The 26,761-nt window shown below is 71.3% G+C and carries 17 protein-coding genes and 1 pseudogene; 5 read left to right on the top strand and 13 right to left on the bottom strand.

The features are described from left to right. Positions 1–69 precede the first annotated feature (69 nt). Positions 70–2,319, top strand: a complete 2,250-nt coding sequence (locus tag DEIGR_RS16900; RefSeq protein WP_058979254.1) for a putative bifunctional diguanylate cyclase/phosphodiesterase — start codon at positions 70–72, stop codon at positions 2,317–2,319. 3 nt (positions 2,320–2,322) lie between these two features. Here the strand turns inward: DEIGR_RS16900 and DEIGR_RS16895 are convergent, their stop codons facing one another. After that, the gene (locus DEIGR_RS16895) at positions 2,323–2,670 is read right to left on the bottom strand and encodes an ATP-binding cassette domain-containing protein (RefSeq protein ID WP_201785770.1); all 348 of its coding nucleotides are present in this window, start codon (positions 2,668–2,670) and stop codon (positions 2,323–2,325) included. Here DEIGR_RS16895 and DEIGR_RS21345 point away from each other — a divergent pair. Then, positions 2,569–3,345, top strand: a pseudogene (locus DEIGR_RS21345) (SDR family NAD(P)-dependent oxidoreductase); the annotation flags it as partial. The gene DEIGR_RS16895 and the pseudogene DEIGR_RS21345 sit on opposite strands and share 102 nt — an antisense overlap. Positions 3,346–3,508: 163 nt before the next feature. Here DEIGR_RS21345 and DEIGR_RS16885 read toward each other — a convergent pair. Both DEIGR_RS16885 and DEIGR_RS16880 read right to left on the bottom strand, forming a co-directional pair. Next, the gene (locus tag DEIGR_RS16885) at positions 3,509–4,051 is read right to left on the bottom strand and encodes a MerR family transcriptional regulator (RefSeq protein WP_083524245.1); all 543 of its coding nucleotides are present in this window, start codon (positions 4,049–4,051) and stop codon (positions 3,509–3,511) included. After that, positions 4,048–5,022 (bottom strand): NADPH:quinone oxidoreductase family protein, encoded by a 975-nt coding sequence (locus DEIGR_RS16880; protein WP_058979252.1) that lies wholly within the window; start codon positions 5,020–5,022, stop codon positions 4,048–4,050. The genes DEIGR_RS16885 and DEIGR_RS16880 overlap by 4 nt, the downstream gene beginning before the upstream one ends. Before the next feature lie 143 nt (positions 5,023–5,165). On the opposite strand from DEIGR_RS16880, the gene DEIGR_RS16875 reads away from it, so the two are divergent. After that, positions 5,166–6,959, top strand: coding sequence for an acyl-CoA dehydrogenase (locus tag DEIGR_RS16875; protein WP_058979250.1), 1,794 nt, complete (start codon positions 5,166–5,168; stop codon positions 6,957–6,959). A 4-nt stretch (positions 6,960–6,963) separates the two neighbouring features. On the opposite strand, the gene DEIGR_RS16870 is transcribed toward DEIGR_RS16875, so the two are convergent. Next, positions 6,964–8,037 carry a serine hydrolase domain-containing protein gene (locus DEIGR_RS16870; RefSeq protein WP_058979248.1) on the bottom strand — a complete coding sequence of 358 codons (1,074 nt, stop codon included), beginning with the start codon at positions 8,035–8,037 and terminating at the stop codon, positions 6,964–6,966. Positions 8,038–8,091: 54 nt separating this feature from the next. On the opposite strand from DEIGR_RS16870, the gene DEIGR_RS20510 reads away from it, so the two are divergent. Further along, positions 8,092–8,700, top strand: coding sequence for a winged helix-turn-helix domain-containing protein (locus DEIGR_RS20510; protein ID WP_058979246.1), 609 nt, complete (start codon positions 8,092–8,094; stop codon positions 8,698–8,700). A 14-nt stretch (positions 8,701–8,714) separates the two neighbouring features. On the opposite strand, the gene DEIGR_RS16860 is transcribed toward DEIGR_RS20510, so the two are convergent. From DEIGR_RS16860 to DEIGR_RS16820, 9 genes are all read right to left on the bottom strand, one after another. Continuing rightward, complete coding sequence (locus tag DEIGR_RS16860) at positions 8,715–10,697, bottom strand: hypothetical protein (protein ID WP_058979244.1); 1,983 nt, start codon at positions 10,695–10,697, stop codon at positions 8,715–8,717. Between the two features lie 244 nt (positions 10,698–10,941). Continuing rightward, entirely contained in the window at positions 10,942–12,864 is a 1,923-nt protein-coding gene (locus tag DEIGR_RS16855) for an ATP-binding protein (RefSeq protein WP_236704918.1), read from the bottom strand. Continuing rightward, positions 12,864–14,663, bottom strand: a complete 1,800-nt coding sequence (locus DEIGR_RS16850; RefSeq protein ID WP_058979242.1) for a VgrG-related protein — start codon at positions 14,661–14,663, stop codon at positions 12,864–12,866. The genes DEIGR_RS16855 and DEIGR_RS16850 overlap by 1 nt, the downstream gene beginning before the upstream one ends. Next, positions 14,660–15,295: a CIS tube protein gene (locus DEIGR_RS16845; RefSeq protein ID WP_058979240.1), complete on the bottom strand. Its 636-nt coding sequence runs from the start codon at positions 15,293–15,295 to the stop codon at positions 14,660–14,662. Before DEIGR_RS16845 ends, DEIGR_RS16850 begins: the two co-directional genes overlap by 4 nt. A 208-nt stretch (positions 15,296–15,503) precedes the next feature. Then, a complete protein-coding gene (locus DEIGR_RS16840; protein WP_058979237.1) occupies positions 15,504–20,312 on the bottom strand; it encodes a serine/threonine protein kinase in 4,809 nt (1,602 codons plus the stop codon). Then, the gene (locus DEIGR_RS16835) at positions 20,309–21,316 is read right to left on the bottom strand and encodes a phage tail protein (protein WP_083524241.1); all 1,008 of its coding nucleotides are present in this window, start codon (positions 21,314–21,316) and stop codon (positions 20,309–20,311) included. The genes DEIGR_RS16840 and DEIGR_RS16835 overlap by 4 nt, the downstream gene beginning before the upstream one ends. A gap of 133 nt (positions 21,317–21,449) precedes the next feature. Beyond that, positions 21,450–23,519 (bottom strand): putative baseplate assembly protein, encoded by a 2,070-nt coding sequence (locus DEIGR_RS16830; RefSeq protein WP_058979235.1) that lies wholly within the window; start codon positions 23,517–23,519, stop codon positions 21,450–21,452. 20 nt (positions 23,520–23,539) lie between these two features. Continuing rightward, positions 23,540–23,953: a GPW/gp25 family protein gene (locus DEIGR_RS16825; RefSeq protein ID WP_058979234.1), complete on the bottom strand. Its 414-nt coding sequence runs from the start codon at positions 23,951–23,953 to the stop codon at positions 23,540–23,542. Beyond that, positions 23,950–24,783, bottom strand: a complete 834-nt coding sequence (locus tag DEIGR_RS16820) for a Pvc16 family protein (RefSeq protein ID WP_083524240.1) — start codon at positions 24,781–24,783, stop codon at positions 23,950–23,952. The genes DEIGR_RS16825 and DEIGR_RS16820 overlap by 4 nt, the downstream gene beginning before the upstream one ends. Before the next feature lie 304 nt (positions 24,784–25,087). Here DEIGR_RS16820 and DEIGR_RS16815 point away from each other — a divergent pair, with 304 nt between their 5' ends. Next, the gene (locus DEIGR_RS16815; RefSeq protein WP_058979233.1) at positions 25,088–26,707 is read left to right on the top strand and encodes a phage tail sheath family protein; all 1,620 of its coding nucleotides are present in this window, start codon (positions 25,088–25,090) and stop codon (positions 26,705–26,707) included. Positions 26,708–26,761 lie beyond the last annotated feature (54 nt).

Here is a 26,761-nt window from a genome sequence, read left to right as displayed (position 1 = left end):
CCCCTTCGCCCGCCAAGGAGCTTCCCTGCCCGTCATGCTGCCGCGCCCGCTTCCGCCCCAGGACCCCCGATGACCCGCTGGAACGGCCTGACGGTGTCGCTGCGGCTGCAACTGCTGGCGCTGCTGGCCGCGCTGCTGATCCCGCTGGGCGTGATCCTGCTGCTGCTGCTGCCCGCCTTCATGAACGAGAAGTTCAACAGTATCGAACGCACGCAGGTGCAGCAGTTCAGCGACATCGCCCGCGCGAACCTGCACGCCGAGGAAGACCGCGTCGGGCTGTTCGTGCTGAACTTCAGCCTCTGGACCGAGACCTTCGAGTACGCCGCCGGACGCAACGACCGCTACCTGGCCGCCAACCTCGTGCCCGGCACGTTCATCGGCGGCAAGGTCGACTACTGGGGCGTCGCCGCGCCTGGCGGGCGCCTGCTGTCCGCCGCGACCCTGCGGGACAACCGCGTCGTGGACGCCACCGCGATCGTCACGGACTTCTTCGCCAGCCTGCCCCGCCCCCTGCCGGCCGGCGGCTCGGCCGGGGTCATCCGCCGCGGCGGGCAGGCGTACATCGTCGCGGCGCGCCCCATCACCCGCGACGACGGGCAGGGACGCGGCGGGGTCATGCTGCTCGCCCGGACCCTCACGCCGCAGGTGCTGCAGGAACTCACGTACCAGGGGCAGGTGTTCAGCGCGGCGCTGAGCCTCACGCCCGTGCCCGAGACGCAGGTGCGCTTCCTGGGGGACAGCGTGCGCGCCACCTCGCCCCTGAGTGCGCCCAGCGGCCCGCCGCAGCTCGCGCTGGACCTCAGCATTCCGCGCGCCGTGCACGCCGCCGGGCTGATCGGCGCGCAGCAGCTGCGCCTGACGATGCTGATCACCACCCTGATCGGCGTGGCCGCCTTCATGCTGTTCCTGAACCGCCGGGTCCTGAACGTCCTGGACGGCTACAAGCGCGACACGCAGCGCATCGCGCGCGACCCCACGCACCGCCTGGACGGCCGCGACCCCACCGAACTGGGTCTGCTGGCCCGCACCATCAACGCCCTGCTCGACCACCTCCAGGAGCGTGAAGGCCAGCTGCGGGACCGCTCGCAGCGCGACGAGCTGACCGGCGCGTTCACCCGCAGCGGCCTGCTCGAACGGCTGAACAACACGCCGGTCCGCAGCGCCCTGATCGTCGAGGTGCCGCGCCTGCAGGAACTCAGCGGTCTGTACGGCAACGCCATGGTGGACACGCTGCTGCGCGAGATCACCGGCCGCCTGGGCGAGCTGGGGCCGCAGCACGTCGTGGCGCGGCTGTCCTCGAGCGGGCTGGCGCTCATCACGACCGGGCGGGACACCCCGGACCCCCGCGTGATCCTGCGGGAACTGGAACGTCCCTTCCAGCTCAAGGACGCCGAGATTCCGCTGAAATTCACGGCCGGATACGTGGAATCCCCGTACGCCGTGCCGGTCCCGACGCTGCTGCGGCACGCGAACATCGCGCTGCAGCACGCGCTGGACGAACGCGAACCGATCGGGCTGTTCAACGAGGAGATGCTGCGCCTGAGCCAGTACGGTCACCTGCTCGAGGCGTCCCTGCAGGGCGCCGACACGCGCGGGGAACTGTCCCTGCTGTACCAGCCCATCCATAACCTCCAGACCGGCCAGTGGGAGGCGATGGAGGCCCTGCTGCGCTGGAAGCACCCCACGCTGGGCAGCGTGCCGCCCGGCACGTTCATCCCGGTCGCCGAACGCGCCGGACTGATCGGCACGCTGGGCGAATGGGCGCTGCGCCGCGCCGTGCAGGACGCCCGGAACGCCCAGCAGATCGCGCCGCTGCGCGTGAACGTGAACGTCAGCCCCCTCCAGCTGCTCAGCCCGGACTTCGCCGCGCGCGTGCTGGAGATCCTGCGTGAACTGAACGCCCCGCCCACCCTGCTGACGCTGGAAGTCACGGAGTCCAGCGTCATGCAGAACGTGGACCTCGCCTGCCGTCACCTGGAGGACCTGCGCGCCGCCGGCGTGCGGATCGCGCTGGACGACTTCGGCAGCGGGCACTCCAGCCTCGCGCTGCTGGCGGACCTGCCGCTGGACACCGTGAAGCTCGACCGGTCGTTCCTGCGCGACAGCGCCCGGGGCGGCACGCGCGGCGCCCTGCTGGGCAGCGCGATCCGCCTCGCGGGGGACCTGGGGCTGCACACCGTCGCCGAGGGTGTCGAGGACGAGGCGATGCTGCAGATGCTGCGGGACTTCGAGTGCGGCGCCGCGCAGGGCTACCACCTCGCGCGGCCCGAACGCCTCGAGGAGCTGCTCGGCCGACTCCAGGCGATCAGGCCACGCTGACGGTCACCCCGCGCTGACGATCAGCGGGCAGTCCAGGCAGGGGTGGCGGGTGACGAGCACGTCGTGGCCGTACGCGGCGCGGATGTGCTCGCTGGTCAGGGCGGCCCCGGGTGGGGCGCAGGTCAGGACCTGACCGCCGTCGAGCAGCAGCACCCGGTCGGCGTACTGCGCGGCGAGGTTCAGGTCGTGCAGGACGGCCAGCACGCCGACCCCTTCCGCGCACAGGTCGCGGGCGAGACGCAGCGTGGCGTGCTGGTGGGCGAGGTCGAGGCTGGCGGTGGGTCCGTCCAGCAGCAGCACCCGGTCGCCGGGCGTGCCGTGCAGCTGCGCCAGCGTCCGGGCGAGGTGCACGCGCTGCTGCTCGCCGCCGCCGAACGTCTGGATATCGCGGCCTTCCGCGCCGCGCAGGGCATCGGGGCGGCGGTCGCCTCGGCGCTCGCCGCGCGGGGCGCGCGGGTGCTCGCCACGGACCGCCAGCCCATCCCGCCCGACCTCGCCGCGCAGCCCGGCGTCGTGCCGTACCCGCTGGACGTGACCGACCCGCGCGCCGCCGATCAGGCCGTCGCGCACGCCGAGGCCACCCTGGGGCCCCTGACGGACCTCGTGAACGTCGCGGGCGTCCTGCGCCCCGGCCCCCTGACGGACCTGAGTGACGAGGACTGGCACGCCACGTTCACGGTGAACACCAGCGGTGCGTTCTTCGTGTCCCGCGCGGCCACGCGAGTCATGCGCGCGCGCGGTCGCGGAGCGGTCGTCACGGTCGGCTCGAACGCCGCGCACGTTCCGCGGACCGGGATGGGCGCCTACGCGGCCAGCAAGGCCGCCGCCGCGCACCTGACCCGCACGCTGGGCCTGGAACTCGCCGGGAGCGGCGTGCTCTGCAACCTCATCTCGCCCGGCAGCACCGACACGCCCATGCAGCGCCAGTTGTGGACCGCGCCCGGCGCCGAGGACCGCGTGATCGCCGGCGACCCCGAGACGTACCGCACCGGCATTCCGCTCGGGCGGATCGCGCAGCCCGCCGACATCGTCCACGCCGTCCTGTTCCTCCTCTCGGACGAGGCGCGGCACATCACCCTGGCGGACCTCACTGGACGGCGGCGCGACCCTGGGCGTCTGACCCTGTCCCCCATTCCCTCCCAGGCCCATGGTCGGCCCTGGCCGGACCGCTGGCGGGCGCCCGGTCAGGCTAACCGCGTTCGGGCGTGGCGGGGCCGGGCTGGTCGGGGTCGGGCCGGTCAGGGTCCGGGCCGTCCGGTTCGCTGGTGTGGGGCGCGGCGGGGTCATGGGCGGCCGCGTGGGCGTGTGGCAGCTGCCCCCCGGTGAAGCGTTTGGTGAGCCAGCGGTCGAAGCGGGCGAGGTTGTCCGCCTGCCGCTCATAGGCGTCGTGCACGGTGCGCAGCTTGACCTGCAGGGCGCGCAGCCGCTCGTCGTCGATGGGGATGTCCGCGCGGGTCCAGTCGCGGCGGTACACCCCCTTGATGTCGTGTGTGGCGCGGCGCAGCGTGACGGCGTCGCGGGCTTCCTCCAGCGTGAAGCCCAGGGCGCGCAGGTCGATCAGGTCGCGCAGCAGTCGCAGCGCGTAGGGGCCGTACAGCGCGCGGCCTGAGGCGGTGACCTGGTCGGGGGTCAGGAGGCCCAGTTCGGCGTAGTGCATGACGGTGCGGCGGGTGACCTGCGCGGCGCGGGCGAGTTCGGCGGTGGTGTAGTAGGTGGGGCTGGAGGTGGTCACGGCGTGACGATCACTTTACCGGTCACGCGCCGCTCCAGCAGGTCGCGCATGGCCTGCGGCGCCTCCTGAAGGGTGTACGTGCGGCTGATCTCGGGTTTCAGGGTGCCGCTCTGGACCCAACTGGCCAGCTGGGTGAGGTGGCGGGCGTTGCCGCGCGGGTCGCGGCGGGCGTACTCGCCCCAGAAGACGCCCACGATGGACGCGCCCTTGAGGAGCGGGAGGTTCAGCGGCAGCCGGGGGATCTCGCCGCCCGCGAAGCCGATCACGAGGTAGCGCCCGCCCCAGGCGATGGCGCGGAAGGCACTCTCGGCCCAGCGGTCCCCGACGGGGTCGAGGATGACGTCCACGCCTTTCTTCCCGGTCAGCTCGGCCACGGCCGCCTTGAGGTCGGTGCCTTCGTAGTTGATGACCTCGTCCGCGCCGTGCGCCCGCGCGAGGTCGAGTTTCTCGGGGGTGCTGGCGGCCGCGATCACGCGCGCGCCGAGGGCCTTGCCGATCATGACGGCAGCGAGGCCCACGCCCCCGGCAGCGCCCAGGACCAGCAGGGTCTCCCCGGCTTTCAGCTGCCCGCGGTCGATCAGGGCGTGCATGGCGGTCCCGTAGGCCAGGGGCAGGGTCGCGGCGACGTTCAGGTCGAGGTCGTCCGGGAGGGGCAGCGTGGCGGCGGCGGGGGCGATCAGGTGCGTGGCGAAGGCGCCGGTGCCGGTGAACGCGGCGACGCGCTGGCCCACCGTCAGGTGAGTGACGCCCTCGCCGACGGCCTCGACGGTTCCGGCGGCCTCCGCGCCGGGCGTGAAGGGCAGGGGCGGGCGCACCTGGTACTTGCCCTGGACCATCAGGGCGTCGGGGTAGTTCACGCTGGCGGCCTGTACGCGGATCAGGACCTCGCCGGGGCCGGGGCCAGGCGTGGGTTGCTCGGTGACGGTCAGGGTTTCGGGTTCGTCGAAGGCGGTGCAGGTCAGGGCGCGCATGGTGGGTCCTCCCGGGGTGGAATGCGCCCATCTTAACGCGGGCGTTCAAAGTTGACGTTCACGTTCACTCCCCGTACGCTCGGGAGGTTCCCGCCCCTCACCTCTCCCCCATTCCTGCACCATTCCCAGAAGGAGGCCCGCGCATGGCCCCAGTCCTGAACCGCCGCGACCTGAGTTTCCAGCTGTTCGAGGTACTCCCCACCGCCGACCTGACGAGTCGCCCCCGCTTCGCCGAGCACAGCCGCGAGGTGTACGAGGACGTCCTGAAGGTCGCCCACTCCGTCGCCGAACGCTACTTCGCGAACCACGCCCGCGAGGCCGACCTGCATGAGCCGCACGTGGTGGACGGCAGGGTGGTGCTGCCCACTGCGATGACCGACGCCATGCGCGCCTTCCGCGACGCGGGCTTCTTCAGCGCCCACCACGACGAGGACCTCGGCGGGCTGCAACTGCCGTGGGTGGTCATGCAGGCCGTGCAGGCCCACTTTCAGGCGGCGAACGTCGCCACGAGCGGCTACCCGTTCCTGACCATCGGGAACGCCAACCTGCAGCGGGTGTTCGCGTCCCCCGAGCAGCAGCGGCGCTACATGCTCCCGCTGCTGGAGGGCCGCTGGTTCGGCACCATGGCCCTCAGCGAACCGCACGCGGGCTCGGGCCTCGCGGACATCACGACGACCGCCACGCCGCGCGGTGACGGCACGTACGCCATCACCGGCACGAAGATGTGGATCAGCGGCGGCGAGCACGAACTGAGCGAGAACATCGTGCACCTCGTGCTGGCGCGCATCGCGGGCGGCCCGGCGGGCGTGAAGGGGATCAGCCTCTTCCTGGTGCCGCGCTACCGCGTGAATGAGGACGGCACCCCCGGAGAGGACAATCACGTCGTCCTGGCGGGCCTGAACCACAAGATGGGCTACCGGGGCACCACGAACACCCTCCTGAACTTCGGTGAGGGTGGCGAGACCATCGGGGAACTGGTCGGCGAACCGGGGCGCGGCCTGGCGCAGATGTTCCACATGATGAACGAGGCCCGCATCGGCGTCGGGATGGGCGCCGTGATGCTCGGCACCGCCGGGTACATGGAGAGCCTCGCGTACGCCCGCGAGCGCCGCCAGGGCCGCCACGCCAGCCAGAAGGACCCCGCCGCGCCCCCCGTGGCGATCATCGAACACGCCGACGTGCGCCGCCTGCTGCTGCGGCAGAAGGTGTTCGTGGAGGGGGGCCTCGCGCTGGGCCTGTACGCCAGCCTGCTCGTGGACGACACCCAGACCGGCCCCGAGGGTGGACGCGCCGACGCCGGACTGCTGCTCGACCTGCTGACGCCCATCGTGAAGAGCTGGCCCAGCCGATACAGCCAGGAGGCCCTGAGCGACGCGATTCAGGTCATGGGCGGCGCCGGGTACACGCGGGACTTCAACGTCGAGATGTACTACCGCGACAACCGCCTGAACCCCATCCACGAGGGCACCGAGGGCATCCAGGGCAACGACCTGCTGGGCCGCAAACTGACCCAGGCGGGTGGGCGCGGCCTGAACATCCTGCTGGGGCGCATGGAGGCCGACCTGAACGCCAGCGAGGGCCTGGAGGGCCTGGACGAGATCCGCGCCGCCCTGCGGCAGGCCATCACGTGGAACACCCAGGCCCTCGGGGCCATCCTGCCGCGCGCCGCCGAACTCGGCCCGGACCTGTTCCTCGCCAACGCCAACAGCGCCCTGGAGATGCTCGGGCACACCGTCGTCGGCTGGATGTGGCTCCGTCAGGCGGCCACCGCCTCCCGCGCCCTGCCCACCGCCCGCGCCGACGCGGACTTCTACCACGGCAAACTCCACGCCGCGCGCTTCTACGCCACGCACGAACTCCCCAAAGTCCGCGCGCACGCCGACCTGCTCGCCAGCGCCGACCGCACCACCACCGACATGCACAGCGAGTGGTTCTGACCGCTCAGCGGGTCAGCTTGAACACGGCGTCCATGAAGTCTGGCCAGTCGCTCCCGGCGATGCCCGCTCCGGGCTGGTCGGCGGCGATCAGCCGCACGGCGACCAGATCGGCCTCCGCGTCCACCACGAGGGACTGGCCCAGCCAGCCGTCGTGACACCAGCCCCGGCGCGGGCCGGGGTCCTCGTGCACCCAGCGGGTACCGGCAGGTACCTGCGTGGGGTCGAAGCCCACCTCCTGCATCCGTGCGTGGATGGCGTGGCGCGGGTGCGTGCCGCGCAGGGCGGTCAGGGCCGCGATCTGTCCGGGGCTGGCGTGTGCGTCCCGCAGGTGCTGCACGTGCGCGTCCGTGACGGTGTACATCGCCTGCGGGTACCACGTCCACCACAGCAGGCCCATGCGTGCCGTCAGCGGCGTGGCGGGGCGGGTGCTGGCGTGAATCCAGTCGGGGGTGATCAGGTCCTCGCCGCCGCGCAGCGTCAGGTGCCCCAGCCGGGCGAGGTCCCGCGCGTGCAGGCTCAGGCCGCTCATGCCGTGCGGCGTACCCGCCGCGTCACGCGCCCAGCTGAAGTCGTGGATGCCCAGTGGGCCGAACAGCTCCGCGCGGGCGAAGTCGTCGGCGTGCTGTCCGGTCGCGCGGCGCAGCACGCCGCAGATCAGGTTCGCCGCCTTGTTGTTGTAACTGAACGCCGCTCCCGGCGCGTGCTGGAATTCCGCGCAGAGGGCCAGCTGCACGAAGTCCGGGCTGGGGTAGATCTCCTCGGGCGCGGCGGGCACGTTCTGCAGGCCGCTGGTGTGGGTCATGAGGTGACGCAGCGTGACCTGCGCGCGGCGACCCTGACGCCATTCGGGGTAGAACTCCGCGACAGGCACGTCCGGGCCCGGCAGGTGTCCCAGCGTCACCGCGCGGCCCACGAGGAGGCTCAGGACGGCCTTCGTGACGCTCATGGTCTCGACCGGATCACGCGAGCCGCAGGTGTCGTCCACGAGCGTGTGTCCGCCCTGCATCACGCACAGGGCGCTGGAGTGGGTACGGCGGGCCTGATCGATCAGCGGGTCCAGGTTCAGGGATGGGGTCACGCCCCGAACCTCCCGCGTGCCAACGTGATCGGCAAGACCTGGGATCATGCTGGCGTGAACCGCGCCGACCTGCTGTTCGATCCCCAGCACTGCGCGCTGCTGGCCCGCTGTCACGAGGGGCCGCGCAGCGTGACCGAACTGGCGGACCTGACCGGAACGAAACCGAATACGGCGTACCGCCGCGTGCAGCGCCTGCTGGCGGCAGACCTGCTGACCGTCGCTGGTGTCGAGCGTCGCGCGGGCCGCAGTGTGCGCCGCTACGCCCCGGCGCACGCGACGGTTGACGTGCCGTTCCGCGACTCGCCGTACCCGTCGTTCAGCGCGTACCTGCACGAGCGGCTGAACCACGCGCTCCAGGCGAATCTGGAGCGCAGCTTCGCCCGGCTGGACCTGCCGGAACCGGACCTGCACCTGCGGGTCCATTTCGGCCACGGGGTGTTGCAGGTCGATCCGGTCCTGCCGGGCCTGAGCGTGGCGGACACGTACGCGCGGGTGTTCGCGGCGGCGGATACCGTCACGCGCTGGGTCCCGCTGCGCCTCACGCCGGACGAACTGACGCAGCTCCGGGCTGAACTGGACGCCCTGACCCGGCGGTACTTCCGGCCATTCGGGTCGGGGGACACCCAGACGGGTGCGCTGGGGCTGTTCCTGCTGCCCGGCTGAGCTGGCAGTCCCGTTCAGGTCAGTGCGTTGAGGATACCGCCCAGGTCGCGGTGCAATTCGCCGGTGCGTTCGAAGTGCTTCAGGGGGCTGGGGAAGGTCGCCTGGAGCCACGCGGGGCCGCGCGCGGCGAGCGGGTCGCGCAGGTGCCCGACGCCCAGGTCGGTGAACAGGCGGGCCAGGGCGTCGGCGTAGCCTTCGGGCGTGCGGGGTCCGGCGCTGGTGAACACCTTCTTCGGGGGGGTCCCGGCGCGGGTGATGCGGCGGTACACGTCCAGCGCGTGCCGCGCGAGACGTACCTGCTCGGGCGTGAGTTTGCCGGGCGGCTGGTGCACGGCGCGGCTGACGGCGCGGCGGTGCGTGGGGGGCACGAGGCTGGACAGGCCGCGGCCCCAGCCGTCCTGGTACTCGGGGCGTTCGGCGGCCAGCGGATCGCCGGGCGCCGGGGCATCGGCCTTCTGAGGCGGCGCCTTCGGGGTCTGCGCCTTCTGTTTTCTCTGGATTTCCTTCTTCTGCGTCTGCGCGGCGGGCGGGGCCGGGGGCGTCGCGGGCGTCTGCGCGCCCTTCCTGCGGCTCTGGCTTGCCTGCTGGGTGGCGGCGGGGCTGTCCTTGCGGGTGCCGTTCAGCGCGCGGCCGATCAGTTCACTCTCGGGGATGGGTTTCCCGTCACGGTAGCGTTGCCACAGGCCGTCCAGAACGAGGAGGCTGGTGGTCTGCCGCCGCTGGTGCAGCAGTTCACGGGCCCGCTCGACGCGTTTCTCGCGGCCCAGCAGCAGCGCCACGTACGTCAGGAACTGCCTCGGGGTGCGGGGCTGGCCGGGTTCGGCCTGTTCGGGCAGGGCCAGCAGGGTCTGCCTCAGCGCGGCGTAATCGTCGGCGCGCAGCGCGCCGGTGTTGATCCCGGCCTCCACGCGCCGCCACTGCGCGGCGCCGAACACGGCCTTCAGACCCCACAGCCACTCGCGGGCGCCCTGCACGTGCGTGTCGTCGCGGACGTCAAGCAGTTCCAGGCCGCTCTCGGGTTCGATGACGCGCACGGTGCGTGGCGCGCGGGTGGCGGGCCGCAGGCGTTCGGGCGGCCCGAGGTCGCGCAGCTGCTCGAGCACCGCCTCGTCCCGCGCGAGGCCCTGCAGCAGGGTCAGGTCCTCCAGACGGAAGGGACGGCGCCCGCGGATGGTTTCCAGCAGGAAGTCGCGGGTGTCCTCCGGCAGGTCGAGGCTGTCCTGCACGGCCGTCCAGTGCCCCACGAGGTTCGTGAGGCGGCTGGCGCGCAGGTACTCCTCCCACTCGGTGTGGTCCATGCGGTTTCCGGCGCCCGCGCGGGCCTTGCGGGTCTTCTTCGGCCGGGCGAGGTCAGGGGTCGCCTGCGCCTGGAACGCGGCGGGCGTGGGCGCGAAGGCGCTGGGCGCCGGGGTGTCCTCGCGCGCGCGGGTCAGGACCCGCAGTTCGGACAGCACCGCCAGCGGCAGGGGCTTCCCCTCGTCCTGGAGGCGCTGGAGTTTCTCGCGCAGCTCGGCGCTCAGGCCGCCGCCGCCCGCCATGGCGGTCAGGACCCAGTCGAGGCCCTGGGCGCGCAGGTACTCGCGCCAGTTCCCGGCGGCCGTGAGGCGTTCGGCCTGCGTCTGCACCTGCGTGCGCCGCACGTGCGCGCCCACCTGCTCGGTCAGGTGCGCGCCCACCTGCCGCCCCCGTTCCTCGCCGAGCACGCGGGCGAACACGCAGGAACTCCCGATCGGGCCGATGACCTCGCCGCTCAGGGTGGTCACGCGGAACTCGTAGCGCAGGTGGTGGCCGCTGCCGGGCGGGCACAGCAGGCACTTCAGGTGCGCCTGCCGGGTCTCGTGGTCCACGACGTGCAGGCCGGTGAACAGGTCGAAGGGCAGCGCGTCCTCGCGCCCCGGGACGGCCAGGGTGGGGTGCGTGAGCCCCTGGGCGGTCAGCTGCTGGTGGACGTGCTCCAGGGTGGCACGCGCGGCGGGAACGTGGGCAAGCAGGTACATGGTGACTTCCGTTTCGGGTGAGTGGGAACGCGGCGCGGGGCCGCGCGGACAGGCAGGGCACACGTCCGGGGTGGGCGCGGGGGTCTCCCCGGCTGTCCTGAGCCCGCCGCACGATGGCCTCCGTTATGGAGCACCGCGGGGCGGGCCGCCGCGTGACGCGGCCCGGAACGTGACCGCGCCGGTCGGGCGGGCGCGGGTGAACGCCCCAGCATACGACATGCCCCCCGGCGCCGGTCACGCGCGCTCAGGTCAGCACCAGCCGCCCCAGCTTGCGGTACTCGAGGCGCAGCGCCTCCTCCACGAGGGCGTGCGTGAGCGCCTGCCCGCGCGACACGCTGATGAAGACCGCGTTCAGCGCCACGGAGCGGATGTTGCCGCCCGCCACGTCCGCCTGCGCCAGCCGCGCGAAGTCCACGTCCGTGGTATCCAGCGCGGCCGGGAACGCGCCGCGCCACAGCCGCTCGCGCTCGGGCGCCTGCGGCGCGCGGAAGTTGATCACGAACTGCAGTCGGCGCATGAACGCCACGTCCATGCTGCTCTCCAGGTTGGTGGTCAGCAGCGCCAGTCCGTTGAAGGTCTCCAGGCGTTGCAGGAGGTAGTTCACCTGGGTATTCGCGTAGCGGTCGTTGCTGTCGCGGACCTCGCCGCGCTTGCCGAACACGCTGTCGGCCTCGTCGAACAGCAGCACGCACCCACCCTGATCGGCCGCGTCAAAGATCTTCTTCAGGTTCTTCTCGGTCTCGCCGATGTACTTGCTGACGGTGCTGCTCAGGTCCACGCGGTACAGGTCGAGGTTCAGGTCGCGGGCCAGCACCTCGGCACTGAGGGTCTTGCCGGTGCCGCTGGGGCCACTCAGCAGCGCCGTGATCGAGCGGCCCCGGCCCGGCCGGGCGAGCCCCAGGTCCTCGAACACCACCGAGCGGTGCCGGACGTGCGCGGCGATCTGCTCCAGGGCCAGCCGCTCGGCGTCCGGGAGGACCAGGTCCGCCCAGGTCGCGCGGGTGTCGATGCGCTGCGCGAGGCTGCCCATCAGGCGGCGGTTCGCGCCGCGCGCCGCGTCCCAGGCGCGTTCCAGCCGGGCGGCGTGGCTGGCGTTGCCGGGCAGTCCGGCGCGGGCGTCGCGGGCCAGCGCGTCGATGCGGTCCAGGTTCAGGTGGAACTGGTCGCCCAGCTGCCGCAGCAGCGGCTGGTCCCCGCCGACGCCCAGCGCGTGCGCCCAGCGTTCCCGCTGCTCGGCGGGCGTGGGGGCACCCACCTCGGCACTCAGGACCGCACGGGGGGATTCCAGTGGCAGCGGGTCGGCGGCGAGGATCACCACCGCGCCAGCGGCGACGTCCAGCACGCGGTCCACCAGCCCTTCCGGCGGCTGGGCGTCCGGGAGGGGCGTGGCGGCGTCCACGGCCAGCCGCGTGCCGCGCAGGCGCGTGTCACGCCTCAGGGCGCGCAGCACGCCCTCCTGCTCCTCGGCGGGGCGGGAGGCCAGGACGGGCAGGTCGAGCAGGTGCGCGCCCGCCCCCAGCAGCTGCCCGGCGACTGCCTGCATCCCGGCCGCATTCGTGCCGACCAGCAGCGCCGCGCGGTCCTCGCCCTTCAGGTGCCGGGCCAGCGTCTCCCGCTGCGCCTCCTGCGAGTCGCTCAGCAGGCCGCCGGGCGGCAGCTCCCGCAGGACCCCGCGCAGGTCCGGCGGGACACCCGGCGCACCGCGCAGGTCCGCGAGCAGCGCCCCGCTCAGCCGCAGTGGCGTCAGCGCCTCGAGCACGCTGGCATTCGCGCTCACGCCGAACTCGATCAGCCCGCAGGCCAGCAGGGGCCGCTCCGCGCTGAACGCCTCGCCCTGCGACCAGTCGTCGCCCAGCAGCCACCGGCGCGTCAGGGACGGCGTCAGGAACGCCGCGTACAGGCTGTCCATCTGCAGCGCCGCCGCGCACGCCGCCAGCATCCGCTCGGGGAACAGTTCCGTCGAGAGGGCCAGGGCCAGCACGCCCACCTCGAACTCCGTCAGGTCCAGCCGCGCCTGCACGTCCGCCAGCCGCGTCCCGCCCAGATCCGGCGGGGCCACCACGTAGCGCACGTCCGGTTCGGCCTGTTCGTTCAGCGCGACGTCCAGCACCTGCGCACTCAGGGCGTCGCACAGGGCGTGCAGGGCCTGCATTCGTGTCCCGTCCATCAGTTGAGGTTGATCAGGACACCCTTCACGTCCACGTTCCCGCCGCCCGCGTCGATGCTTATGCCGCGCGTCGCCTTCAGTTCCAGACGCCCGGTGCTCGTGATGGTCAACGTGTTGCTCTTGCTGTCCAGTTTCACCTCGTTGCCGTTCTTGTCCCGCAGGACCACGAACGGTCCCTTGGGGTCGTCCATCAGGGTCAGGCGGTGCCCGGCCTTCGTGCGGTACTCCGCGAAGGGTTTCTTCTTGTCGTCGTTCAGTTCGATGGCGTGCCCCTTGCTGCTCTGCACGGTGATCTTCGGCGGATCGGGATCCTCCGGGTCGTCGTAGATGAACTCGTGCCCCAGGCGCGTGCGGTACACCCGCTGGATGACCTTGCCGTTCTTGACGACCTTCCCGGTGGGGCGCGGCGGGGCGTCCGTGCCGTTCCACAGGCCGCCGATCACGTACGGGTGGTGGATGTCGCCGTGCTCGAAGCCGACGAGTACCTCGTCGTTCACCTCCGGGGTGTGCTGCGAGCCGCGGTTCGGGCCGCCGCCCAGGTTCACGACCCGCGCCCAGTCGGTCTCGTCGTCCTCGGTCAGCGCAGGGAGTTTGAGTTTCACGCGGCCCTGGTTGTCCGGGTCGTCGTTGTTGGTCACGATACCGATCATCAGGCCCGGCGCGGGGGTCATCACGCCACCTGCACTGCCACCCGCACTGCCGCCCGCCCCGCCGGTCGCCTGCCGGATCATTCCCGCCAGGGACTCCGGGTGGCTGCCCGTCACGGCGAACTCGGTGCTGTAGCCTTCCCCGTTGCGGTACACGTGCCGGACGCTGCTCGCCACGTACGACCCGCTGAAGCGCTGCCCCACGTTCCGGATGTCCAGCTGCGTCCCGGCCGTCAGGCGCGGGTACCCGGCCGCCTGCCCGCGCGCCTCCAGCAACCCCTCCGCCACGCGGTTGCGCTGCGCCTGCGCGATCGCGTCCGCGTAGCCCTGATCCCGCACGATCAGCGCGCTGCTGGTGGTCGGGGCCTTCATGCTGAACGCCTCCTGCGCCACCCCCTCGCTGCGGGTCCCCTCCTGCACCTTCGCCTTGCCCTCACCGCTCTGCTTCTCGCTGCTCACGGCGCGCTTCTGCTTCGGGTCCCACGACCGCACCGTGCTGCCACTCGTCTGGTTCAGGCTGCTCAGGCGCGGCAGGAACTCACTCAGGTTGTCCCCCCACGTCAACGTGATGGGATCCTGCCCCCGCACCGGCTCGCAGTGCAGGGTCGTGCCGTCCACGAACAGGATGTACCCCAGCCGCGCGGCCCGCTCACGCAGGAACGCCAGATGCGACTGGTTGTGCTGCAACACGTACCCGTGCACCACGCTCGCCGGACCGGTCTTCGCGGTCAGCCCGGCCTCCGAGGCGATCTTCTTCACCAGATCCATGTCACTGACGTTCTGGTACGACTTCGTGTGCGTCCCGCGCGACAGCCGGTGCAGCCGGTCGAAGGCCCGCAGCCGCAGCTGCTGCGTCCCCCGCGTGAAGCGCGGCTCGATCTCCACGATCTCCCCGTCGAACACCGTCTCCTTGTTGCCCTTCACCTGCGCGACCACCTTGATGCGCGCCCCCAGCTTGTACGTCGTGTCGTCCACGAGTTCCCCGGCCGGGTCGCGCAGCGTGACGGTCGCCACGTCCGGCAGTTGCAGGCTGCTGTCCACGGTGATCTCGTCGATCATCCGGAACTGCTCGGGCGGCATGTCCCGACCGTCCAGGTTCAGGTACAGCGTGCTGACCGCACCCTCCAGCGAGTCACGCTGCACCCGCGTCACGTCTGCCCCTTCCCGAACGGCGCGCGGCGCAGGTCACCCACGAACCCCCGCTGCCCGGCGGCGTCCCGGATGCCCTGACTGACGTGGTAACTCTTCAGCCCCCCCTTCCCCTCGAAGGACGTGGCGGTGTCGGCCTGCTCGAACGTCGTCTTCATGACCGACCGGACCGGAGTGCCGTCCGGCATGAACAGCGTGAACTGCTGCTCGATGTCCGTGATGACCGCCTGGAAGTGCCACGTCTGCCCCCACTGGAACAGCACGCTGGTCGGCTTGCCCTTCTTGATGCTGCTCCCCGCGCCCTTCTCGCCGTCCCCGGTCTGCATCTCGCTCAGCGCCCACAGGGCCGCCGTGTACTTGCGGACGTCCTCGACCACGCCCGCCGACTGCCGCCGCGCGTACGTGTCGAAGAACAGTTCCAGCGTCAGTTTCGCCGGGGAGCCCCCCAGGTACACCTTGTTGCCGTTGTCGTTGTTGTCGTTGCTCTCGGTCTTCCAGTTCACGCTGCGGCTGATCGCGTACTCACGCGGGTTGAACATGCACTCGATCGGCGAGCGGCTGCTCTTGCCTTCCATCGGGACGATCTGCGCCTTGATGAACTGTCCGCCGCCACTGTTGCCTGCGATGTCGATCATGATGAGCCTCCTCTGATACGGACTCCGATTGAATGGCTGACAAAGCCGTTCAATCCGAGCGGAGCGAGTGGGAGAAAAGCGGGTTCCGGTCGTGGAGCCCTCAACCCGGTGTGGTTACGGGTTGAGGGCGGAACAAACGGAATCCGTATGACCTGCACGCTGCTGACCTGACCTGCACCCACCTGCGCCTGCACCACCTGAGCCGCCCTCATTTGCACTCGGCGGGTCTGGGCGTGCCCGGACGGTACATGCACCAGCGTTCCTGCTCGCCCTTCAGGGTGTACGTCCCCAGCATGGCCTTGCGGCCCGAACGCAGGGACGCGACGAAACTGAAATCCGGATTCTTCTGGGAGGTGGCGGTGACGGTGTCCCCGTTGAAGACCAGTTCGATGGTCACGCCGGGCACGCCGGGGCGGTTGCTGCTGAACGTCCCGGTGCCGGACTTGCCGGTGACGGTCATGGTCACGACGCCGAACGGGTGCGTCCAGGTGCCGCTCAGGTCGCTGTAGTCGGCGCCGGTGTCGCGGACGCGGACCGTGATGGGCGTCTTGTACACGACATCGTCGGCCGTCAGGGTGTACGTCTGCGTCTGGCTGGGCGTGATCGTGACCTGCCCCCTGGGGGGAAGGTCGCCGGGCACCCCTTCGATACGGACGACTTTCGCGTTGATGGTGAACCAGTTGAAGGTGACGCTCTCCCCGGCGTTGATGGCGCTGCGGCTCGCCCGGAAGTTCGTGATCCTGGTGCCTTCACTCTGCACCTGAGGCGTGGCCGTACCACCGGTCGGAGGCGTCACCGCCGGGTTGGTCTGCGGCGCGGGTTTCACGGTGACGGTGACCTTGCGGCTCTGCCCGCCGGCGGTGACGGTGTACGTCCCGGTCTTCGTGACCTGCACGCTGGCTCTGCCGCTGGCGGGGTGCGTGGTGCCGATCATTCCGGCGGGGCCGCTCAGGCGCACGGCGCTGGTGTTCTGCGCGGTCCAGCTGAGCGTCACGGCGCCGGGTCCGGTCAGGACGTTCGGGGTGGCGGTGAAGCCCGTGATCTGCGGGGTGGGGGCAGCGGTCACGGTGACCGTCTGGGTGGCCTTGGCGGTGCCGGCGCGCAGCACGAACGTGCGCGTGGCGCTCACCGGGACGGGGGTCTGCCCCTGTGCGGGCCAGCTGCCGTCACGGTTGGGGCCCTTCACGCCGTCGATGCGCACGGCGGTGGCGTTCTGCACCTTCCAAGTCAGCACGACGACGCCCTTCCCGGTGATCTGCGTGGGACTGAGGGTGAACGTCTGCACGACCGGTGCGGGCAGCGTGACGCGCACGGTCTGCTGCTGCACCTGGGTTCCGGCGGTCAGAGTGAAGGTTCGGGTCGCGCCCACCTGCACGGTGGTGCTGCCTTTTGCGGGCCACTGACCGTTCGTGAGTGGGCCTTTCAGTCCGGCGAGGCGCACGCTCTGGGCGTTGGCGACGTCCCAGCTCAGCGTGACGGTGCCGGGCGCGCTCAGTTGCGTCTGGCTCAGCGTGAAGGCGTTGATCTTCACGGGCAGCGGGACGACCTTGACCGTGCGTTCGATGGTCTTCTGTTTGTTGTTGCGCAGGTACAGCACCAGCGTGTAGGTGCGGGTGGTGTTGACCTTCTCGATGCGTTTGGTTCCGGTCGGGTCGAACCGTCCGTTCGGGCGGTTGCCGATCAGGGGTTTGATACTGACTTCCGCGAAGCCGTCGGCCTGCCAGTTCAGGGTCACGTCCCCCTCCCCGGTGATCGTCTGGGGTTCGGCGGTGAACGACACCTTGCCGACGTTGGTGTTTTCCTGCTCCTGCGCGGCCTTCTCCGCCTGCTGGGCCTGCTTGGCGGCCTCGGCGGCGGCCCTGGCGGTCTGATCGATCAGGTTGACGTTCAGCTGTTTGCTGACGGAAACCTGGTCCCCGGCGTCGTTGCGGGCGGTCAGGGTGATGGTGGTGCTCAGGAGGGGCGCCTGTTTGATGGTCTCACCGGATGGCCCGCTCTCCTCGGTGCCCTCGCCGTACTGGACGCTGACGCCGGTGGCGTTTTTCGTCTTCCAGCTGATCTTGAACTGCTGGTCGCTGTCGACGGGGTTGGGGGTGACCTCGAAGCCCGTGAATTCGGGTTTGGGCGTCACGAGTTCCAGGCGGATGTTGGCGCTCTTGGTCAGGCCGCCGGCGCCGGTGGCGGTGATGACGTACGTGGCGTTGCCCTCGTCGCGGGGGGTGACGGTGCGTTTGCCGGTGGCGGCGACGGTGCCCAGGCCGTCGATGCTGACCTGGGTGGCGTTCACGACGTTCCAGGACAGGACGGCGCTCTCGCCCTTCTTGACCCTGGGTGGCGTGAGTTTGAATTCCTTGACTTCGGGCCCGAGGACGCTGACGGTGCGCTGGTCGCTTTCGCGTTCGCTGCCGTTCTGCGCGGTCAGGGTGAAGGTGGTGTCCTTGTTCGGGATGAACTTGCGGGTGCCGCTGGCGCCCACCTTGCCGAGTTCGCTGATGCTGACCTGCGCGGCGTTCTTCACGCGCCACGTGACGGTCACCGGCTGGTTGCCGGACACGCGGGCTGGGGTCACGTCGAACTGTTCGATGACGGGCCGTTCGAAGCGGGCCTGCACGACCTGCGAGCGTTCCACGCGCCGTCCGAGCAGCGAGCGGGCGACCAGGGTGTACTTCTGGTCCTTCTGGATGCCGTCGACTTTCAGCTGGCCGTCCCCATTCAGGTCCTGGCCGGTCCCGCCGAGTTCGAGGATGCTGACGTTCCGGGCGTTGCTGGTGTCCCACCGGAGCATGAACGGCTGCCCCGGCGCGACGACGGTGTCGCTGCCGGACAGGTCGAACTGCGTGATCTGCGGGGGGCGGGTCAGCCACCAGATCAGGACGCCCAGCAGCAGGATCAGGATCGGCAGCAGCCACAGCGGGATCAGGGGGAGGTGGTGCAGTTGCCCCTCGGCGCTGGTGACGACGCGGTCCTCGATCTCGTTCTGGTCGTTGACCGGCTGGACGTTCACCTGCAGGGTGTGCTGGCTGGGACTGCCGAACCAGCGCAGCGGCACGCGGACCTTGATGGTGTCCTCGCTGCGCGCCCCGGCGGCCAGGGTGACGCGGGCGGGCATGTCGGTCACGCGGATGCGGCCCTGGCCCATCAGGATGCGGCGGGCGGTGCTCGTGGCGGCGTTGCGGGCCTCCATCGCGGCCTGCCGGGCGGCCTCGCGGGCCAGCTGTTCGGGGTTCACGACGTGCCCGGCGGCGTTGGGCGCCTGCGGCAGCTGCACGAGGTCCTGCAGTCTGGGCAGGACGTGCACCTCGCCCTCGTTGTCGCGCAGTTGCGGCGCGAGGATCAGGTCGGTGTTGCCCCTGTTCTCCAGTTTCAGGGTGTAGGTCGTGTGCCGCCAGGTGCGGCGGGTGGGGGGCAGGAGCGTGGCGACCGTCTCGTGGAACGGCGTGACGACGACCTTCAGCGGGGCCGTGCCGGTCTCCTCGGGATTCTCGCGGGAGCGGGCGACGACGGTCACGTCGTACGTTCCGGCGCGGGCGCGGCTCTCGCGGGGGGCCTGCACGGTCAGGGTGGCGCTGCCCTGCGTGCCGGGGTTCAGCTGCACTTCCTGGTGCGCGTCGAGCACCCAGTCCTCGGGGATGCCGTCCAGGCTCAGGCGGAAGTGGTCCACGGTCACGCCGGTGTTGGCGAGGTTCAGGTGCAGCTGCGCGGGGCGGCCGGGCGTGAGGGTCAGGCGCTCCACGTCGGGCGTGACCACGATCCGGGCGCGGGTGGGCGCGCGGCGGGGCGGGACGAGCACCAGCCAGTAGGGCCGCAGGTACAGCGGGGTGCGGTCGGGCCAGCGCAGCGGGGTCATGGGGGTCAGGGGCAGGCCGTCCATGACGGCGCCGTTCGTGGCGGTCAGTTCGGTGACGCTGGCCTGACCGGCCTGGAAGGTGACGTTCAGGTGGTGGCGGCTGACCCCGGCGTGTTCCAGCACGACGCTGTTGCTGTGGGCGCGGCCCACGGTCAGCGTGTCGCTGGTCACAGGCAGGGTGCGCAGCAGGTCGTGGCGTTCGCTGAAGACCAGCAAATTCAGGTCCGTGCCGGGCGTCACGCCGTCCAGCGGGGGTGGGGGCGGCAGGAACGGCAGGGCGCTCAGGCGCACGGTGGGTTCCGGGCCGCCGGGCATCAGGCCGTTCAGGATGCCCTGCAGCGCGCCTTCCAGCGCGGCGGCGTCGGGGTAGCGGTCCTCGGGGTCCTTGGCGAGGCAGGTGAGGATCACCTCCTCCAGGGCCTCGGGCATCTCCGGGCGCAGGGCGCTGGGCTGGCGGGGCGCGACGTGCTGGTGTTTTTCCAGGGCGTCGGCGGCGTCGCGGATGTCGAACGGCACGAGGCCGGTCAGCAGTTCGTACAGCACGAGGCCCAGGGCGTACAGGTCGGTGCGCAGTTCGTTGCGTACGCCCCGGCACTGTTCGGGGCTCATGTACGCCAGGGCGTTCACGACGGCGCGGTCGTGCGTGCCGTAACTCCCGGCGCGAAGTTCCGCCAGGCCGAAGTCCGACAGTTGCGTGACGTACCCGGTCTGACCGAGCAGCGCGCGGCCCGGCTGGAGGATCAGGTTCTCGGGTTTCAGGTTGCCGTGCATCAGGCCGTGCGCGTGTGCGTGCGCCAGCCCGGCGGTGGCCTGCCGGACGAGTTCCACGGCGGTCACGAGCGGCAGGGGCCGGGCTTCTTTCGCCTGGGCCTGCAGCAGCGCGCGGGCGCTGCCGGCGCGGCCGAGGTCCATGGCGTAGAAGGCGCGCCCGGCGCGGGTCTGGAGTTCCCCGGTGGGCAGCAGGTGCGCGTGTTTCAGGGTGCTGACGCGCAGCAGCAGCCGCTCGAGCTGCATGAGCAGGAACGACTGGCCGCTGGTGGTCTCGTCCAGGACGCGCAGGGCGACCTCGCGGCCCTCGTCGAGATCGGTGGCGACGTGCATGGCGCCCAGCCAGTCGCCGCCCAGGGGGCGGGTCAGCTGGTAGTGGTGGAAGATTTTCGTGTCGGTCATGCGGGGGGTCCGTCGGGTGCAGCGGGGGGCGGGGTGGGCTGGGCGGTGACCGGTTCGGGTTCAGGGGGCGGGGCGGCGTCGGCCGGGGCGGGCGGGGAGGGGCTGGCCGCGTCGGCGCTGACCCACTCGACGTCCACGCGGGTGTGCGCGGGGGCGTGCGCGTGGATGAACGCGGTGACGGCCGCGCGGCTGGCGGTGTCGTCCCCGTCGGGCGGGTCGAGCAGGCGCACGGTCAGGGTGTGCGGCTGGGCGCTGTCCTCGCGCAGGACCGGGCTCAGGCCGTACACGGTTTCCAGGGCGCGGCTCAGGCCGTAACGGGTGCCGCGCCAGCGGTACAGGGTGACGGCCTCGCGCAGCCACGCGCGCTGGCGCGCCTCGGGCCAGTGGGGGTCCAGTGGGACGCCCAGCCACCCGGCCATCCACGCGAGCACGCGCGGCGGCGCGACCCTGGGGTCGAAGATCATGTCGACGCTGTCCTGGCGGCGCTGGAGGGGCTCCCAGATCGCCTCGAAGATCTTCAGGTAGCGCGACAGGAACTCGGATTCCTGGAAGAAGGGCGGGAGGAACTCGGTGTACAGCGCCAGCGTGCCGCGCGCCGGGGCTTCCGGCGGGTAGGTGGGCAGCGGCGCGCGGGCGGGCCGGGAGGCGAGGTCCCCCTGTTCGCGCACGCGTCCGGCGGGGGCGGGCGCCGGGCGGGTCTCGGGCGCGGCGGTCAGGAACGCCAGCGTGAACGGGCCGATCTGGATCTCGTCGCCGGGTTCCAGGCGGCGCGGTTCGTTCGGCGCGAGGCGGTGGCCGTTGACGAACGTGACGTGCTCGCCGCCCGCGAGGTGCGTCAGGAGCAGCGCGCCGCCCTCGGCGCTGATCTCGGCGTGGCGGATGGCGACCGACGGGTCCCGCAGCGGCAGCCCGTTGTCGGGCGTGCGGCCGATGGACAGGGCGCGGGCCAGCGGCAGGACCCGCAGCACCTCGCCCCCCCGGCGGACCTGCAACGAGGCGCTCATACGGACTCCGACTGAACGGTGTGCGCACACCGTTCAGTCCGAGCGGACGCGAGCAGGAGGCTATAGGGTTCCGGGCGTGGAGTGAGCAGCCCGGTGGTGTTCCGGGTTGCTGACGGAACAGACGGAAGCCGTCTCATCCCTGTTCCACCCGGACGTGGTGCACGTCGCTGACGATCAGCGCCTGCGGGGGCATGGGGAGGCTGCCGGTGACGACCTCGCGCGTCTCGGGCTGGCCGGGTTCGGTCAGGACGACCTGCACGTCCTCGACGACTTCCAGGCCCGGCACGGCGCGCAGCAGGCCGTACAGTTCGCTGAGGGTCAGGGTGCGGCCGAAGGGCCAGCCCTGCCCTTCGGGACCGCCGGTGTAGGGGCTCAGGTACGTGTACAGGGCGTGCAGGGCGCGGCGGCGGACGTCCTCGCGGGCGGGGCGGCTGGCGGCGTGCGCGGCGCGGACGGTGGCGGTGACGCTGACCCACACGTACTGCGGGGCGCGCAGGTCGAGGGTGGTGCCGACCGGGCGGCGCAGGTCGAGTTCCTCCTGCACCGCCGCGCGCAGTTCCGCGCTGAGGGTCAGGCGTTCGGGCGCGACCCGGCCGGGCGTCAGCGGGTCGGCGTCCACGCCGGGGTCGCCGGGGCGCACCTCGGGCAGCACGGCGACCGTGACCTGGCCGGGCGGGACGTGCAGGGCGCGGATCTGGCCGGGGTAGGTCTGGCCGGGCGCGTGCATGTTCGGGGTGACGCAGCGGGCGCGGGCGACGCCGGGCACCTGCGCGGCGAGGTGTTCGTAGTCGTCGGCGGTGACGGCGCGGGTGCGGGTGCGCAGCAGGTGCGGGACGCGCTGCACGGCGTCCTCGAGCTGCTGGGCGTTGCGGCCGCCGACGGCGGGGGCGTGGTTGGTGACGCGCGCCACGTAGGGCAGGCTGCTCTTGAGGACGCTGAGGCTGCGGGCCGGGACGTTCCCGACGGCGCCGCCGCCGTACTGGTAGCGGGTCATGCGGATGGTCGCGCCCTGGGCGGGGGTCAGGCCGAAGCGGTACACGCTGCCGTCGGGTTGCAGGACGCTGGGGCCGAAGGCGACCTCGCGGGTGGCGGTGTCGAACGTGAAGTGCGGGTCGAGCGGCGAGGACAGGCTGAAGTCCGTGACCGGCGTGAACAGGGTGCTGTCCCCTTCGGGCGTGAGGACCTCGATCAGGTCGCGGTCCGGGTCGAGGTGCAGGACCGGGCCGTTCAGGAGCGTGAAGCGCTGACCCGGCGTGCCGTCACTCTGCCCGAGCAGTTCGTTCCTGACGACCGTGGCGTGCCGGGCGGGCACGGTGACGCCGCGGGCGTCCACACGCAGGGTTTCCAGGTCGGGGCTGACGCGGTACCCGGCGTGCATCTGCTCGTTGGTCAGGCGGCAGCGCAGCCAGTACCCGCGTCCCTCGAAGAAGGTGCCCTCGCGCAGGGTGGGCAGGCGCAGGATCAGCTCGCCGGACACGTTGAAGGCCTGGGTGCCGTCGTACTCGATCTCGCACTGCGCCCAGCGGCTCACGCCGCCCTGCCACGCCTCCCACACGTACGGGGGGTGGTTGGGGTTCACGCCGGCGCCCCCGGCGAGTTCCACGCCGAAGTGCAGGGCCAGGACGTGGTCGCTGTGGTCGTCCTGCAGCTGCACGAACAGCGCGTCGCCGGGTTGCGGTTGCGGCTGGAAGATCGGGAAGCGGTAGCCGGGCAGGCCCAGCTGCGCGAGGTCGTGCCGCACGCCGCGCGTGTCGTCGGCGTCCCCGCGCACCTGCGCGAGGGTGTTGGCGGTGTACAGGCCGGTCAGGACCGGGGGGCGGATCACGCCGCTGCGTTCGGTGGAGAACACGGTCGCCTCGTTCACCTCGGTGCGCAGCGTGGCGACCTCGGTGCCGGGCGCGATGGCCAGCGGGGCGTCCTGCGGGGCGCTCAGGTAGAAGGTGACCGGGGCCTGCGCGGCGCGCGGCGGGGCGAGCTGCACTCCGATCAGGTCCAGGAAGGCGATCAGCAGTTTGTCCGGCACCTGGTTCACGCGGTACAGCAGCAGGTCGGTCATCCACGCGAACACCTCCAGGATGGCCATGCCGGGGTCGCTGGGGTTGTGGTCGGTCCATTCGGGGCAGAACTGCGGGATCAGGCGGCGGGCCTCTTCGAGGATGTCGTCGAAGCGGCGGTCGTCGAGGTTCACGGTGGGTAGCGGCACGGTGGGGTCTCCGGGGGGGGTCAGGGGGCGCGGTAGAAGGGGAAGATCAGGGAGCGGGTGTCCGGGGTGCCGCGCAGCACGTAGCGCAGGTCCACGACGATCCGGCCGGGGTCGGCGGGGTCCAGGCGCGCCTGGACGCGTTCGACGGTCACGCGGGGTTCCCAGCGGCGGATGGCCTCGTCGACGTAGTAGGACGCCAGGCCCAGGGTGGTGGCGTCGCCGGGGGCGAACACCAGGTCGTGGATGCGGCAGCCGTACTCGGGGCGCATGACGCGCTGCCCGGGGGCGGTCATCAGGAGGGTCATGATGGCCTGCGCGACGGCGCGTTCGCCGCTGACCATGCCCAGCTGCCCGCGGGGGTTCACGCCGAACGGGAAGGCCAGGCCGGTGCCCAGCACGTCGCGGGCCGGGGGGCGGGTGAGGGGTCGGGTCATGCGGGGCCTCCGGGGACGTCCAGGGTCAGCTGGGCCTGTTCGGTGTGCGGGGTGAGGGTGTGGGTCTGCCCGTCCAGGGTGAGGACGTGCAGGGTGCCGACCGCGTCGCGCGGCGCGTCGAGGTGCACGGTGCCGGTGGGGTCGGTGTAGCCGCGCGCGCCGCTGTCGCTGCGCACGAGCGCGTCGGCCAGGGGACGCCCGTCGGGGGCGCGTAGCTGCCAGGAGCTGCGGCGGCGCTGTGAGGCCAGCGGCGCGTCCCTGTCCGGGCCGCCGCGCACGGCGAGGTCGCGTTCGAGGACCAGCGGCGCGTAGGTGCCGACGTTCAGGTCCAGGGGCACGGTGACGGTGTACTGCAGGTGCGGGCGCAGGCTCAGGCCCAGGCTGGTGAAGACCGACTGCGGCGTGTCGCCGTGCGTGACGCTGCCCAGCACGCCCAGGTTCAGGCGGCGGGCCTCGTCGGGCAGGTAGCGGTCCTCCCATTCGTCCTGGCGCAGCAGGGCGGCCAGGACGCGCCACAGGACGTTCCATTCGTCGCGGCCCAGTTCGTCCAGCTGCGCCTTGAAGAACACGGTGATCAGGAAGCGCAGGTCCATGCGCCGGGGGGCCAGCTGGCGCTGCACGCCGCCGGGGCCCGGGGCGTGGCTGAATTCCATGGAGCGCAGTCCGGCGTTCTCGCGCAGGTCGTGCAGGAAGAGGTTCAGCGTGGGGCGGGTCAGGCTGCTGACCCAGCTGCCGGTGGGCGCGGCGAAGCGGATGTCGATGGCGTCGCGGGGCAGCTGCGCCTCGGTGTAGATCAGGTCGCGCAGGGCCTGCTGGACGTCGGCGATCACGCCCGCCGCCTCACATGTCTAGACGGATTTCCGGGAAAACGGGCCCCACCCACGGATGCCACCAGCGGGTGGAATGCGAGGTATCTCACTCGAAAATGACGTTGTAGAAGGCTATTCTTCAAAGTTCCAACCTCGGGCACAACTGTGTGACTGGTCAGTATAGAAACGAAGACCCGCCCGCGTCTGCTCACATGCGGTTTACACGCCCGGTCAGTTCTGGAAGCCTGTGGACCTCAGCGTTCAACGCCCACCCACGCAGCAGCCGCGGGGGTCGTCAAACACTGCACTTTCACCGGAGGAACCCATGGCTGAATACCTATCCCCAGGCGTCTACGTCGAAGAAATCCAGAGTGGACCCCGCCCCATCGAGGGCATCAGCACCACCACCGCCGCCTTCGTCGGTTTCGCCCCCAGCGGCCCCGCCAACACGCCCGTCTTCGTGGCCAACTGGCAGCAGTTCAAGGAGATCTTCGGCACCACAGACGCGCGCGGCGAGAAGAACCCCTTCATGGACGGCGCGTACCTCGCCCAGAGCGTCTACGCGTACTTCAACAACGGCGGCACCCGCTGCTACGTGGTGCGCCTCGTGCCCGCCCAGGCCACCCAGGCCAAACGCACCGTCGAGGCCGCCCGCCCCCTGCAACTGCCCAGCCGCGCCAGCAAGGCCGTGCCCAGCCTGAGCATCGCCGCCCGCGACGGCCGCCAGAGCGACATCCAGATCGAGGTGCTCCCCGCCGACCCCATCAAGACCGGCGACGCCCCCAAGACCAAGGACGGCAAGACCGACCCCGAGGAAGGCAGCGACGGCCTGTTCACCCTGAAGGTCACCCGCAACGACGTCACCGAGACCTTCCCGAACGTCAGCATGGGCAAGAAGCACGCCCGCAGCGTCGCCGAGGTCGTGAACAAGGACAGCGCCCTGATCACCATCGAGGAGACCAGCAGCGCCGGTCCCCTCGTCGAGCGCGCCCCGGAACCCGGCGCGTACGTCCTGCAGGCCGACAGCAACGTCATCGAGCAGGGCCGCGAGATCAAAGGGCAGGACTTCGTGGGCAGCGTCGACGGCCGCAGCGGCATCGAGAGTCTCGAGATCGCCGAGGAAGTCAGCATGATCGCCGTGCCCGACCTCATGAGCGCCTACCAGGCGGGCATGATCAACGAAGACGGCGTCAAGAGCGTCCAGCGCGCCCTGATCGACCACTGCGAACGCAACGCCAACCGCATCGCGCTGCTCGACACCCCACCCGACCTCACCCCGCAGCAGGTCGTGAAGTGGCGCAACGTCGACACCAACTTCGACTCCAGCTACGCCGCCCTGTACTACCCCTGGGTGAAGGTCGAAGGTCCCGACGGCAACCCCATGATGGTGCCCCCCAGCGGCTTCGTGGCCGGAATCTACGCCCGCAACGACGTCGAACGCGGCGTGCACAAGGCCCCCGCCAACGAGATCGTGCGCGGCATCCTCGGGCCGTCCCTGCAGGTCACCAAGAGCGAACAGGACATCCTGAACCCCATCGGCGTGAACTGCATCCGCGAGTTCCCCGGCATGGGCGTGCGCGTCTGGGGCGCCCGGACGCTGTCCAGCAACGCCCAGTGGCGCTACGTGCCCGTGCGGCGCCTGTTCAACTACGTCGAGAAGAGCATCGAGCGCGGCACCCAGTGGGCGGTGTTCGAACCCAACGACGAGAACCTGTGGTTCCGCATCCGCCGCGACATCAACTCCTTCCTCACCAGCGTCTGGCGCGACGGCGCGCTGTTCGGCAACACCCCCCGCGAGGCCTTCTACGTGAAGTGCGACGGCGAACTCAACCCCGCCGAACTCCGCGACCGCGGCATGCTGCAGATCGAGATCGGCCTCGCGCCGGTCAAACCCGCCGAGTTCATCGTGTTCCGCTTCAGCCAGTACGCCGGTGGCGGGCAGTAACGCCCCCATTCACCCATCCCCGCCCCCTCGTTTCCCTGACCCCGGAGGTACCCC

The organism is Deinococcus grandis (genome assembly GCF_001485435.1).
Lineage (GTDB): Bacteria > Deinococcota > Deinococci > Deinococcales > Deinococcaceae > Deinococcus > Deinococcus grandis.
Note: the sequence above shows the minus strand (reverse complement) of the source record. Positions and strands in the feature narration are given on the sequence as shown.

What these genes read in the sequence shown, in the direction of transcription:
- DEIGR_RS16855 (WP_236704918.1), bottom strand. Translation starts at nt 12,864, where the DNA reads ATGGACGGGACACGAATGCAGGCCCTGCACGCCCTGTGCGACGCCCTG.
- DEIGR_RS16825 (WP_058979234.1), bottom strand. Translation starts at nt 23,953, where the DNA reads ATGACCCGACCCCTCACCCGCCCCCCGGCCCGCGACGTGCTGGGCACC.
- DEIGR_RS16840 (WP_058979237.1), bottom strand. Translation starts at nt 20,312, where the DNA reads ATGACCGACACGAAAATCTTCCACCACTACCAGCTGACCCGCCCCCTG.
- DEIGR_RS16875 (WP_058979250.1), top strand. Translation starts at nt 5,166, where the DNA reads ATGGCCCCAGTCCTGAACCGCCGCGACCTGAGTTTCCAGCTGTTCGAG.
- DEIGR_RS16815 (WP_058979233.1), top strand. Translation starts at nt 25,088, where the DNA reads ATGGCTGAATACCTATCCCCAGGCGTCTACGTCGAAGAAATCCAGAGT.
- DEIGR_RS16860 (WP_058979244.1), bottom strand. Translation starts at nt 10,697, where the DNA reads ATGTACCTGCTTGCCCACGTTCCCGCCGCGCGTGCCACCCTGGAGCAC.
- DEIGR_RS16845 (WP_058979240.1), bottom strand. Translation starts at nt 15,295, where the DNA reads ATGATCGACATCGCAGGCAACAGTGGCGGCGGACAGTTCATCAAGGCG.
- DEIGR_RS16880 (WP_058979252.1), bottom strand. Translation starts at nt 5,022, where the DNA reads ATGCGCGCCCTGACCTGCACCGCCTTCGACGAACCCGAAACCCTGACC.
- DEIGR_RS16900 (WP_058979254.1), top strand. Translation starts at nt 70, where the DNA reads ATGACCCGCTGGAACGGCCTGACGGTGTCGCTGCGGCTGCAACTGCTG.
- DEIGR_RS16835 (WP_083524241.1), bottom strand. Translation starts at nt 21,316, where the DNA reads ATGAGCGCCTCGTTGCAGGTCCGCCGGGGGGGCGAGGTGCTGCGGGTC.